General features: G+C 34.1%; 11 protein-coding genes and 1 pseudogene. 10 read left to right on the top strand and 2 right to left on the bottom strand.

Features of this window, described 5'->3' with window-relative positions; translation table 11 throughout:
• Nucleotides 1-2: 2 nt before the first annotated feature.
• Nucleotides 3-527: a Sua5/YciO/YrdC/YwlC family protein gene (locus tag NIL_RS07375; protein WP_197972064.1), complete on the top strand. Its 525-nt coding sequence runs from the start codon at nt 3-5 to the stop codon at nt 525-527.
• Here the strand turns inward: NIL_RS07375 and NIL_RS07370 are convergent.
• Nucleotides 519-776 carry a hypothetical protein gene (locus tag NIL_RS07370; RefSeq protein WP_187647157.1) on the bottom strand — a complete coding sequence of 86 codons (258 nt, stop codon included), beginning with the start codon at nt 774-776 and terminating at the stop codon, nt 519-521. The genes NIL_RS07375 and NIL_RS07370 overlap by 9 nt on opposite strands.
• Nucleotides 777-936: 160 nt before the next feature.
• Here NIL_RS07370 and NIL_RS07365 point away from each other — a divergent pair.
• A pseudogene (locus NIL_RS07365) lies at nt 937-2,170 on the top strand (IS256 family transposase).
• Nucleotides 2,171-2,219: 49 nt separating this feature from the next.
• Here the strand turns inward: NIL_RS07365 and NIL_RS07360 are convergent.
• The gene (locus NIL_RS07360) at nt 2,220-2,678 is read right to left on the bottom strand and encodes a PAS domain-containing protein (RefSeq protein ID WP_187647156.1); all 459 of its coding nucleotides are present in this window, start codon (nt 2,676-2,678) and stop codon (nt 2,220-2,222) included.
• Between the two features lie 67 nt (nt 2,679-2,745).
• On the opposite strand from NIL_RS07360, the gene metH reads away from it, so the two are divergent.
• The 8 genes from metH (at nt 2,746) to NIL_RS07320 (ending at nt 12,521) form a co-directional block, all read left to right on the top strand.
• Entirely contained in the window at nt 2,746-6,204 is a 3,459-nt protein-coding gene (metH, locus tag NIL_RS07355; protein ID WP_187647155.1) for a methionine synthase, read from the top strand.
• 8 nt (nt 6,205-6,212) lie between these two features.
• Nucleotides 6,213-6,443 carry a type II toxin-antitoxin system RelB family antitoxin gene (gene relB, locus NIL_RS07350; RefSeq protein WP_187647154.1) on the top strand — a complete coding sequence of 77 codons (231 nt, stop codon included), beginning with the start codon at nt 6,213-6,215 and terminating at the stop codon, nt 6,441-6,443.
• A 407-nt stretch (nt 6,444-6,850) separates the two neighbouring features.
• Nucleotides 6,851-8,059, top strand: a complete 1,209-nt coding sequence (locus NIL_RS07345; protein ID WP_187647153.1) for an ATP-binding protein — start codon at nt 6,851-6,853, stop codon at nt 8,057-8,059.
• Nucleotides 8,035-8,598 carry a cob(I)yrinic acid a,c-diamide adenosyltransferase gene (locus NIL_RS07340; protein ID WP_197972063.1) on the top strand — a complete coding sequence of 188 codons (564 nt, stop codon included), beginning with the start codon at nt 8,035-8,037 and terminating at the stop codon, nt 8,596-8,598. The genes NIL_RS07345 and NIL_RS07340 overlap by 25 nt, the downstream gene beginning before the upstream one ends.
• Nucleotides 8,599-8,648: 50 nt before the next feature.
• Entirely contained in the window at nt 8,649-10,547 is a 1,899-nt protein-coding gene (locus NIL_RS07335) for a TonB-dependent receptor plug domain-containing protein (RefSeq protein WP_187647152.1), read from the top strand.
• Nucleotides 10,548-11,111: a hypothetical protein gene (locus NIL_RS07330; RefSeq protein ID WP_187647151.1), complete on the top strand. Its 564-nt coding sequence runs from the start codon at nt 10,548-10,550 to the stop codon at nt 11,109-11,111.
• Nucleotides 11,108-11,935, top strand: coding sequence for a UTP--glucose-1-phosphate uridylyltransferase GalU (gene galU / locus NIL_RS07325; RefSeq protein WP_187647150.1), 828 nt, complete (start codon nt 11,108-11,110; stop codon nt 11,933-11,935). Before NIL_RS07330 ends, galU begins: the two co-directional genes overlap by 4 nt.
• 85 nt (nt 11,936-12,020) lie before the next feature.
• Nucleotides 12,021-12,521 carry a host attachment protein gene (locus NIL_RS07320; RefSeq protein ID WP_187647149.1) on the top strand — a complete coding sequence of 167 codons (501 nt, stop codon included), beginning with the start codon at nt 12,021-12,023 and terminating at the stop codon, nt 12,519-12,521.
• Nucleotides 12,522-12,609 lie beyond the last annotated feature (88 nt).

The following is a 12,609-nucleotide window of genomic DNA, read 5'->3' as shown; positions in this document are numbered from 1 at the left end:
GGTTGAAGGGAGAAGGGAGAAGTAGGAATGAAGAAGTAAGAAATAAGAAGAGAGAAAAAAGAGTCCTTCAACCTTCAACCTTCAACCTTCAACCTGACAAAATATATCTTGTTCAAACTGAAACTACCGTAGGTTTTTTGTCTCAAAACGCTAAAAAGTTGGCAAAAGTTAAAAAAAGAGATCCAAACAAACCTTTTTTAATTTCAGTTGATAGTTTTAAAACGTTAAAACGTTTTGCAAGAGTTCCAAAAAAGTATAAAAAGATGGTTAGAAGAGCCCAAAAGACCACTTTTGTCTATCCAAATAGAAAAGCCCTCAGAGTTATAAAAGATGAAAATCATCTTAGATTTTTAAAAAAATTTGGCTGGATGTTTTCTACTAGCGCAAATGAGTCGGGGAAAAGATTTGATTATCTATTTGCATACAAAAACGCTGAAGTTATCGTAGAAGATAATAGAGAGTTTTTTGAAGGAAAACCTTCAAAGTTGATAAAGCTAGGTAAAAATAGAGTAAAAAAATTAAGATAGCTGTTTTGGTTGTTTTGATAGTTTATATTTTAGATATAGCCATCTTGAGATTAAAAAACTTATCAATGAGATAATAGCTTTATCTTTGTATATAACAAATAGTATTCCAAAAAGGATGGCTAAAATCGCTAGTCTGAAAAAAAGTGTGTAAATAATTTTTCTTTTTTTTAAAGATACAGACTCTATCTCTTTTTTTAAATGAAAAAAGTATATAAAAGATATTAAAATTCCGTAGATAAAAAGTAACAAATAGATCATTTTTTATAAAAATAGAATCTCCATACAGTATATAGACCTATTGAAAGACCTATTATTATAAAAGTTATACTCCATGTTACGTTTCCGGGGGGAGCGTTAGAAATTTTGTGTCAATCCGATAGAATAAAATAATCTAAAGGAGAGACACAATATGGAAAACTTCGATTTGAATGAAGCTCTTGAGGCTATCAAGGCTGGAGCAAAAATAGATGGCAAAGATGGAGTACTTGCACCACTTATTAAACAACTCACAGAGGCTGCTTTAGAAGCAGAACTTGAATCACATCTAGCTAAAGAGATAAAAAACCGCAAAAATGGCAAATCTTCAAAAACAATGAAGAGTTCAGTTGGCGAGTTTGAACTAGTGGTTCCAAGAGATAGAAAAGGGACATTCGAACCTCAAATCGTTAAAAAGTATCAAACTCATATGAGCGATCAAATAGAGCAGAAAATACTATTACTCTATGCTCTTGGAAACTCCTATAGCCAGATAGCCCAGCATATTGAAGAACTTTATGGTATTGAATTTTCCAAAGCCACTATTAGTGCTGTTACAGATAAGATTATTCCAATGTTAAAAGAGTGGCAGCAAAGACCATTAGAGGCAGTATATCCTTTCATTTGGCTTGATGCAATACACTATAAAATCAAAGATAATGGTAAATATGTTAATAAAGCTGTTTATACTATCCTTGGAGTAAATTTGGAAGGCAAAAAAGAGATATTGGGACTTTATCTATCAGAGTCTGAAGGTGCCAATTTCTGGCTATCTATTTTAACAGATTTAAACAATAGAGGAGTCGAAGATATACTTATTATCAGTGGATGGACTCAAAGGGTTTTCAGAGGCTATCAATGCAATATTTCCTAAGACCGAAGTGCAACTTTGCATTATTCATCGTCCGAGCGAAGCGACAACCCCGCAGGCGAAGCCGAGGACAATAAGAAATTCCCTTAAATATGTAGCTTCTAAAGACTCCAAAGAGTTCATGAAAGACCTTAAAAAAGTGTATCAGGCAATATCCAAAGAGGCTGCCGAAACGGAATTGGATCGGCTTGAAGAGAAATGGGGCAAAAAATACCCCATTGTTATCAACTCGTGGAGGAATAAATGGGAAAATCTCTCTTATTATTTCAAATACCCTGAAGATATCCGTCGTATCGTCTATACTACAAATATCATAGAATCTGTCCATCGACAGTTTCGAAAACTTACTAAAACAAAAGGAGCGTTTCCCAATGAAAACAGCCTTTTAAAGCTGCTCTATCTTGGTATTCAGAATGCTCAAAAAAAGTGGACAATGCCAATTAGAAACTGGAGTCTTACTCTCTCCCAATTGGCTATATTTTTTGAAGGAAGACTCGAGAAAGCTCTCGAGCTATGATATAATCCTATGAACTATCGGTGACACAAAATTATGAACGGTCTCAAACTTAACTCTCTTGCTCTTTCATCTTTTTATATTTCTCTTCTACTCTTTTTATCATATTTCGATCGGGAACTTTTCTTCCGGCTATATAACCTACAATATTGCCCTTATCGTCAAATTTAGGTTTTATCCAAACAATAACCCAATAATATCGACCGTCTTTTCGCATATTTTTTACATATCCTTCCCAATATTCGCCACTTTTTATTGTTTCCCACATAGTTTCAAACGCGGCACTTGGCATATCGGGATGACGGTTGATATTGTGGGGCGAGCCTATAAGTTCCTCTTTAGTATATCCTGTCATCTCTCTAAATTTTCTATTGGCGTAAGTAATGATACCGGCTGTATCAGTTTCGGTTATCATTACGCCACCGTCAAATAGAACCTCTTCATCGACTGGTTCTGGTTTTTCTATAATTTGGCCTGTAAGTAAGTTTTTAATTTTTTTCTTATATCCCATATTTACCCTTTTATGATATTTTTTAATGTATAATTATAAATAAATTTTCTTAAATTTAAGAGGATATATGAAAAAAAGTTATATTAAAAAGCTTATTAAAGAAAAAATTTTAGTCATCGATGGAGCGATGGGAACGCAGCTCCAAGCAAAATCTAAAGAGATTCCGCCTAGTGCTTGGGAGGGGAAAGAGGGTTGTAACGAGCTTCTAAATAAAACTGCTCCAGATGTGATACGCTCCATTCACAAAGCATATTTAAAAGCCGATGCGGATATCATAAAAACCAACACTTTCGGTGCTATGCCATGGGTTTTAGACGAGTATGGCATAGGAAATATGGCCTATGAACTTAGCTATCTTGGATGTAAAATAGTAAAAGAGGCCTGCGAAGAGTTTAGTACTCCTGAAAAACCAAGATTTTGTGCGGCTTCTATAGGTCCCGGAACGAAACTGCCTAGTCTTAATCATATCGATTATGATGAGATGTATAACGGATATGTAGAGACTCTTAAGGGAGCAAAAGATGGAGGCGCCGATATCTTTTTGCTTGAGACTTGTCAGGACCCTCTTCAGATAAAAGCGGCAATCCATGCATGTGAAGATGTGGCTAGCGAAATCCCTATAATGGTTAGTGCTACTATAGAGTTGAACGGAACTATGCTCATAGGAACGGATGCCGAGACGCTAGCGGTGATTTTAGAGCCTTTTGATATTCTCTCTTTGGGTTTTAACTGCGGAACAGGTCCTGATGAGGTGGAAAAACATCTAAAGATTTTAAGCGAGGTTTGGGATAAACCTATAAGCGTTCACGCCAATGCGGGCCTTCCACAAAACAGAGGAGGATATACATACTACCCTATGGGGCCTAAAGAGTTTACAGAACTTGAAGCAAGATTTACAAAATATCCGGGTGTTACTTTTTTGGGTGGATGCTGCGGGACTACCCCTCAGCATATAAAGGCTCTTGCTGATGCGGTAAAAGGTAAAAGACCTATTCCTCCTTCAGGACAGATAGAGAGAAGTTTGTCAAGTCTTTTTGAAAGAAGAGCTTTAAAACAGAATCCACCTCCGTTTTTGATAGGCGAAAGGAGTAATGCTACTGGAAGCAAAGCTTTTAGAGAACTTCTTTTAAATAGCGATTATGAGGGAACTTTGAGTGTGGCTCAGCAGCAAGTAAGAAGCGGAGCGCATGGACTTGATGTTTCAGTAGGTTTTGCGGGTCGTGATGAAACAAAAGATATGAAAGAAGTGATAAAACTTTACAACGAAAAGATACCTCTACCTTTGATGCCGGATTCTACACAGGTTCCAGCTCTTGAAGCTGCTTTAAAACATATAGGTGGACGCCCTATTATAAACTCAGCTAACTTAGAAGATGGGATAGAGAAGTTTGACGCTATATGTAAATTGGCAAAAAGATATGGAGCGGCTCTTGTATTGTTGGCTATAGATGAAGAGGGGATGGCAAAAACTAAAGAGAAAAAGGTGGAAGTTGCCGAGAGAATGTATGATAGAGCTGTAAATCTACACGGCCTTAATCCAGAAGATCTTGTCTTTGATCTTCTAACCTTTACAGTTGGAAGCGGTGATGAAGAGTATCATACGGCCGCTATAGAAACTATTGAGGCCATAAAGGAACTTAAACGCAGACATCCAGAAGTAGGAGCTGTATTAGGTGTTTCAAATATCTCATTCGGTCTTGATAAACATGCAAGGGAGTATCTAAACAGCGTATTTTTGCACCACTGCGTAGAAGCGGGTCTTACTATGGCTATAGTAAATGTTAAAAATCTTATACCTTATCATAAGATAAGCAAAGAGGATAGAAAAGTTTGTGAAGATCTACTCTTTAATCGACGAGAAAAAGGAGATCCGCTTTTTAAGTTTATAGAGCATTTTAGCAAAGCCGAGAAAAAAGAGCAGCAAAGCGATGACGAACTTAGTAAACTTCCTTTAGAAGAGCAGATAAAGAGGCTATTAATAGATGGTGATAAAGAGAGGATGATGCCTCTTTTAGAAAGAGCAAAAGATAAAATCGATCCAGAAAAGATTATTAACGAAATATTGATAGAGGCAATGAAAGAGGTGGGCGAGCTTTTTGGAAGCGGAAAGATGCAGCTTCCTTTTGTGTTGCAAAGCGCCGAAGTTATGAAAGCCGCTGTGGATTATCTAAACCAGTTTTTACCCAAAAAGGAGAAGTCTTCGCAGACTACACTTATTTTAGGAACCGTAAAAGGCGACGTTCACGACGTGGGAAAAAACTTGGTAGATATTTTACTAACAAACAACGGGTTTAACGTTGTCAATATAGGAATAAAAGTTGAATTGGAAGATTTTATAAAAGCCTATGAAGAACATAACGCCAATGCTATAGGAATGAGCGGACTCTTAGTCAAATCAACTCAGGTTATGCTTGAAAATTTAAAAGAGATGAAAAAAAGAAAAATCAACGTGCCCGTTTTGCTCGGAGGCGCGGCTTTGACTAAAAAGTTTGTGGACGAGTTTTGCAGGCCCGCATACGATGGAGCTATATTTTACTGCCGTGATGCATTTGACGGGATAGTAGCTATGAGCCGTATAGAGGAGGGCAACCTTGATACGCGGCTTGGAAGTGACGGTGATGATGAGGTGATAGTTGAAGTTAAAGAAAAAGTTGAGATTAAAATAGATCCCAAAGATGTTGTTTTGCCTGCTTTGGCACTAGTTCCCATTCCACCCTTTTGGGGAAGAAAAACACTAGAAATTGAGCCAGAACTTGCATATGAATGGATAAATAAGAGACTACTTTTTAAACAGAGATGGGGTTATAAATCAAAAGGACTCACTAAAGAGGAGTACGAAAAACAACTTAACGAAAAGGTAATACCAGCTTTTGAGAGACTCAAAAGCGAACTAAAAGATATTTTTAAACCCACCATTCTCTATGGATATTGGCCTGTTAGAAGAGAGGATAACAAGCTTTTTGTATTTCCAGAATGTTTTGGATGGATTGATGAAAATAATATAAATAAAGAGCCTTTGGAAAATATAATAGGCGATGCTATCGAAGTTTTTACTTTTCCAAGGCAGAGAAAAAAACCTCACCGCTCTTTAGCCGATTATTTTCATTCAGAAAGAATGGATGTATGTGCTTTTACATGTGTGAGTGCGGGAAGTTCTTTTAGTGAATATGAAAGCGAACTTTTTAAAGCTGGAAAATATCACGAATATCATTTGGTTCACGGTCTTAGTGTTGAGCTTGCCGAAGCTTTAGCGGAAATTGTTCATAAACAGATTAGAATAGAACTTGGAATATTAAGAGTTGAAAAACCGGATTTAAGAGATGTTAAGATGGTGGGTTATCAGGGAGCAAGATATTCTCCGGGTTATCCTGCTTGTCCAGACTTGGAGCTAAATAGGCATATTTTTAACCTCTTAAAACCAGAGGAGTTTGGCATAACACTTAGTGAGACTTTCCAAATCTATCCTGAACAATCCACATGTGCAATAGTGGTGCATCATCCAGAGGCGAAGTATTTTAATGTGTAGGAGAAGTTATGATAAGCGTTAGACTTGATAAAGAGCTAGAAAAAGAGTTAGAAGAGATAGCAAAGCTTACTAAAAGGCCAAAAAGCTTTTTTATAAAAGAGGCTTTAAAAGAGTATTTGCAAGATATAAAAGATGTTTTGGAAGCGAAAAAAAGAGTTAATGAGCCGCAAAGAGAGCTTATAACTTTGGATGAGTTAAAAAGAGAATTTAACACTATCCAAAAAAAATTTTCCCTCTAACCCGACTATTGATTGAAAAAGCTACATATTTTTCTTCTTCATTAGCGCAATAGTTGGATAGAGGGAAGCAATATGCCTTGCGAAGCAAGTATTATCCAGGATTTTGCAATAGAATCTGTTGCACTGCGCTTTTGCTTGAGATTTAAAGGCTTTTTAAAAATTTTGAGCTTTTTCTACAAGTGATAAGTCAAAAAATTTTTAATTGCCAAAAACCTGGTGTTAAGTGGTAATGTGATAAAGTCTATTGCAAAATCATGGTTTAAATATCATTCAAGAAAAAAGGTCTCACAAGTTATACCACATGCTACTCCATAAGATAAAAAAAGAAAGAAAAAAATTGTATAAATTATGTTTTTAAACCTAAAACATGATATAATTTTTATGTTTATAAACATAAAAGGCTTTATATGTTTGAAAATGAAATATTAAATGAAATCTTTGATTACCAAAAAGAGATATTTTCTTCTTATAAAAATAAAAATTATAAAAGATATTTTTTTAATCAAGTTTTCAATACTTCTTCTAAACTGACAGGAATTATCGGGGCACGAGGTGTTGGAAAAACAACTGCTTTAATACAGTATTTGAATGAGTATCCCGCCTCTTTTAGTAAGAAACTTTATATTAGTGCTGATTTTATTATGATAGATTCATTGTTTGAAATTGTGAAAGCTTTTGTAAAAGAGGGGGGTGAGGTTGTTGTAATAGATGAGATTCACAAATATTCTAATTTTGAGATAGAACTAAAAAAAATTTATGATATTTTAAATATAAAAGTTTTTTTTAGCGGAAGTAGTGCAATAAAGCTTGATAATGCAAAAGCAGACTTAAGTAGAAGGGCCGTTATATTTGAGGTTAGGGGACTTTCTTTTAGAGAGTTTTTAGAGATGGATTTGAAAAAAACTCTGCCTACTTTTTCACTTGAAGATATTTTAAAAAATCATACTGATATTGCTTATGAACTATTGGATAAATTTTTATTAAAACCGAAGTTTAAAGAGTATATTCAAAAAGGGTATTATCCTTTTTATTTTGATGACAAGGAAAATTATCTTAAAAAACTAAATGAAGTTGTAAATACCTCTATTGAAGTGGATATCCCGTCTGTTTTTCCCATTGAGTATGAAACAGTTACCAAATTAAAAAAGATTGTCAGATTAATATGCGAGAGCTATCCTTTTACCCTCAATATGCAAGAGTTTTTGGCTAAAATGCAAATGAGCAAAAATGATTACAAAAGATTGTATAACTATTTTTATTATTTGCAAAAATCTAAAATTTTAAGACTTCTTTGGAGCAAGTATAGAGGAAATGATATTTTAACTAAACCAGAAAAAATATACTTAAATAATACTAATCTACATTATGCTTATTGTTCTACACGAGAAATAGGAACTGTTAGAGAAGTTTTCTTTGCATCAATGCTTGAAAATTATAAACTTCAGGTTGCTAAAAAAGGTGATTTTACAGTAAATGGATATACTTTTGAAATTGGCGGTAAAAATAAAACAAAAAAACAGATTAAAAATATTGAAAACGCTTTTATCGTAAAAGACGATATTGAAATTGGAAGTAAAAATGTTATTCCTTTATGGTTGTTTGGGTTTTTGTATTAAAGCATGGAGATGAAATCATCATAAAGATTTTGGAGATAGTAATGATCCAAATCTACACGGGAGATAGTAAAGGTAAAACAACGGCGGCTATGGGTCTAGCGCTAAGGGCCATAGGGGCAGGTAAAAAGGTTTTTATATTTGAGTTTATGAAGTCTTGGAAATCATATGAAATTGAAATACTAAAAAATCTCGGTGTTAATGTTGATAGAGAGTGGAACGGAGAGTTTATAATAAAAGAACCATCAAAAGAGCAGATATTTATGGTAAGAGATCAGTATAAAAAGGTTTTTGAAGTTTATAAAAGAAATTTTGATCTTTTGATACTCGATGAGATAGTTGTAACTTTACATTTTGGACTTTTAAAAGAGGATGATATATTAAAACTTATGAGTAAAAAACCGAAAGAGTTTGAACTTGTTTTAACGGGAAGAGGGGCTACTCAAAAGATGATACAAAAGGCCGACTTAGTAACTGAAATGAAAAAGATTAAACACTATTTTGACAGGGGAATTAAAGCAAGAGAAGGGATAGAGTTTTAGGGGATAGTTGTGATAGAATTTGGTTTTTAAAATCTTTAAAAGGAGAAAAGGTGATAGCAAAAGGGTTTAAAAAAAGATACTTCTCTTTAGCGGCTATTGCTGCAACTGTTTCAATGGTATCTTTAAATGCTAAAGCTGCTACAGTCGCTACTATTGAAAAGGTTGTGGTAAGCGCTAGTAAAACTTTGCAAGAAGAGAGCGATGTTAGTGACGATGTTACGGTAATTACTTCAGAAGAGATTGAAGAGAAAGGTTATAGAACGCTAAAGGAAGCACTTGGCGAAGTAAGCGGTGTAGCTTTTACTTCAAACGGCGGTTTTGGCCAGACGACGGGGGTTTATCTAAGAGGACTTGATCCTAAAAGAACGGTAGTCTTGATTGATGGAGTGAGATTTAACGATCCTTCAAATCTTAACGGTGCTGCTTTTGAACTTATTAATCTTAACAATGTAGAGAGAATTGAGATCATAAAAGGGCCTCAAAGCGGGATATGGGGAGCCGACGCTATAGCTGGCGTTATAAATATCGTAACAAAAAAAGCTACAAAAGAGCAAAAAGCCGTCTTTAATATGAAAGTAGAAGGCGGAAGTTTTGATACTAAGATTTTTTCAATATTCTTTGCAAAAAAAAGCGAAAACTTTGATATCTCTTTGGGATTTGACAGATTTGATACCAAAGGTTTTTCTGTTGCTGAGCCAGGACAGGACTCGACTTTATATGGTCAAAGAGGAGACGAACTTGATTGGGAAGATGATGGGTATCAAAATAGTACGTTAAACATTAAACTAGGCTATGATATCACTCAAAATGATCGCCTAGAAGCCTCTTTTACTTCCATAGAAGCAAATGTTCATTATGATACAGGTGCCGGGATTGACGGTAATGATATAGAAACAACACTATGGGGAACTACTGCATATAACTATAATGATATAAGAGATAAACTTTACAATATCAAATATTTAAAAAATCTTCAAAAACACCAAATAGAGGCAAATTTCAAATATTCAAAATTTAAAAGAAGTCAGTATGGAGGATATAGCGGCAGTGTAAAAGAGTATGAGATAAAAGATAGATTTGATTACAATAAAAACTCGTTTTTGCAAGCTGGAGTAGGATATCAGAGATTTTATCAGGGGCTTTCCGCAGGAACAGATTTAAACGAGGATTATCACAATAGATACTTCTATGTGACGAACTACAATAAGTTTTTAGGTGGAAAAACGATATTTTCGCAAACTTTAAGAAGCGACAATTATGACAGTTTTGATGATAAAATCACTTACAAACTTGGAGTTAAACAGTATATTTTTAAGGATTATTATTTAAGTGCTAATTACGGAAGTGGATATCAGGTTCCATTAATCTTTCAACTAAATTATAATGCAACGCAAAATCTAAATCCGGAGAAATCTGTAGGATACGATATATCTTTGGGAAACGATATTTTGAAAATTACATATTTTAAAACAAAAGTAAAAGATCTTATACAGTGGATTGACCCAGATAACAATTGGCTAACTCCAAACGATTACTATTACAATATGATAGGAGAGACGATTTTTAAAGGTGTGGAAGCTAAAATTTCTAAAGATATGTTAGAAAATCTTTTTTCTAACATAAGTTATACGAGATTTATAACAAAAGATTCAGAGGGTCAATCTTTAGCTAACAGGCCAAACTGGAAACTCGGCTATGAAGTTTTGTGGTATCCAACTGATAAACATAGTGTTAGCTTAGATGGTTATTACGTTGGTGAAAGATATGATTTTAACGGGTATCAAACCGGAAAATATAACGTAACAAATATAACTCTTAGACACAATTTCGCGCCGCATTTTACAGGTGTAGTAAAGATTGTGAATATTTTTGATAGATTTTATCAAGAGATTAATGGTTACGGCACGCCTGGTAGAAGCTTTTATGTAGGAATAGAGGGAAGTTTTTAATTGAGACTTATTCCAAAAATTTATGTTAGATATAAACTTTTTAACTCTTTATTTACGGGGCTTTCGGTCGGCTCAATATTTGTAATATACGAGCCGCTTGAGCCCTCTTTGTTTTCTTTAGGGGGTATTTTGTTGGCCGTAGGTATGCTTATAATCGCTAAGTTTTACGAAGTTCTTTTAAATATAAAAAAGTATTATTTAATCGCTCTTTTTGTCGAGATTATAATGCTGAGTCTTGTTACTGTTTTTTTAATAGAACCTTATGACTATATGACAGCCCTAATAGTTTATGCGGGGTATCAGTTAACTTTTATGTTTGGAGCCTATCTTGTTAGGGCTGAGACGTTGATAGTTCGTAAAAAAACTCTTCTAACATTAGTAGATGTTAGTAAACAGTATGGATACTTAGCTGGGATGGGAATATCGTATATCTTTTATAAATTTTTAGAGTATTTAACTATTACAGATAAAAAAGAGCAAGTCTATTATCTTCACTTTTTGCTTTTTATAATAGAAATTATCATAATATTTCTTTTTATAAAATCGTTTAAAGGTGAAAAATGATTAAAAAGTGTCTTTTCCCAGCAGCCGGATACGGTACCAGGTTTTTACCGGCAACCAAAGCGATACCTAAAGAGATGTTGCCTATAGTCAATAAGCCTCTTATCCAATATGGAGTAGAAGAAGCTATAGAAGCAGGAATTGACACTATGGCTATCATAACCGGAAGAGGCAAAAGGGCTATAGAAGATCATTTCGATATAAGCTATGAGCTTGAACACCAGATAAAAGGTACATCAAAAGAGTATCTTTTAGAGGAGATACGCTCTCTTATAAACAGTTGTACTTTTACCTATACCAGACAAAAAGAGATGAAAGGTTTAGGGCATGCGGTGCTAACGGGGGAAGTTCTTATAGGAAATGAGCCTTTTGCCGTTATTTTGGCAGATGATCTTTGCGAAGGGGAAAATGAAGGTGTGTTAAAACAGATGATAGAGCTTTATAAAAAATATAGATGTTCTATAGTTGCGGTTATGGAAGTGGAAAAAGAGCATATACACAAATATGGAGTCGTTGAAACAAAAAACTTAGAAGATGATGTGTATATAGTATCAAACATGATAGAAAAACCTAAATCTGAAGAAGCCCCAAGTAATTTAGCAGTTATCGGTAGATATATATTAACTCCTGATATATTTGAGATTTTAAAAGAGACAAAACCTGGAGCTGGAGGAGAGATTCAGTTAACGGACGCTTTAAAAACTCAGGCTCAAAACTCAATGGTTTTGGCTTATAAGTTTAAAGGAAAAAGGTTTGATTGTGGAAGTGTGGAAGGTTTTGTTGAAGCAACAAACTATTTTTACAACAAATTTTTAGGAAATAACTGATAAAATAATAATTAATGTTAGAAGGAAATAATCTAAAAATTTAAATACCAATCTAACACTAACACTTATATTAAAAGGAAATAAAATGAAAGTAGGAGATATCGTAATAGTATCTAATTTAGGAGAAATGAAAGTTTACAAAGCAAATCCGAGAGATTTAGAGGCAGAAGCTGGTTTAAAACCACAAAATATAAAACTAGATCTTATCAACTCTATCGATTATGTGGAGTCTCACTGGAGGATTCAAGATATTGTAACAGATAATGCAGGGAGATTTAAAGCTGATTCTGGTAGAATGGGAGCAGACACAGGAGAAAAACATGAGCTTGAAAAGAAGATGGAAGAGGATGTAATCAAAGCTATTGCTGAAGATATCGTAAAAATAGTTGAAGAGAACAATCCTCCTAAATATTTTTTAGCACTACCTCAGAGTATTTTTAAAAGGGTATGGAGTTATATACAATCTTTAAGTTCCAAATACCCTGAAGCAACCCAAAAACTTTTTAGATATATAGAAGAAGATTTGACAAAAACGGATAAAAATAGACTTCCTGATATTTTTAAAGAAAAAGGGAAACATTTTTAGTTAGTAGTTATTGGTATATTAGCTATTGGTATATTAGCTATTGGTATATTAGCTATTGATTAAAATTTAACTAATATACCAATAGGCC

The sequence above is a fragment of the Nitrosophilus labii genome (assembly GCF_014466985.1).
In the GTDB taxonomy this organism is placed as follows: Bacteria; Campylobacterota; Campylobacteria; order Campylobacterales; family Nitratiruptoraceae; genus Nitrosophilus_A; species Nitrosophilus_A labii.
The sequence above is the reverse complement of the archived record's forward strand: the minus strand, read 5'-3'. Positions and strand labels throughout refer to the sequence as shown.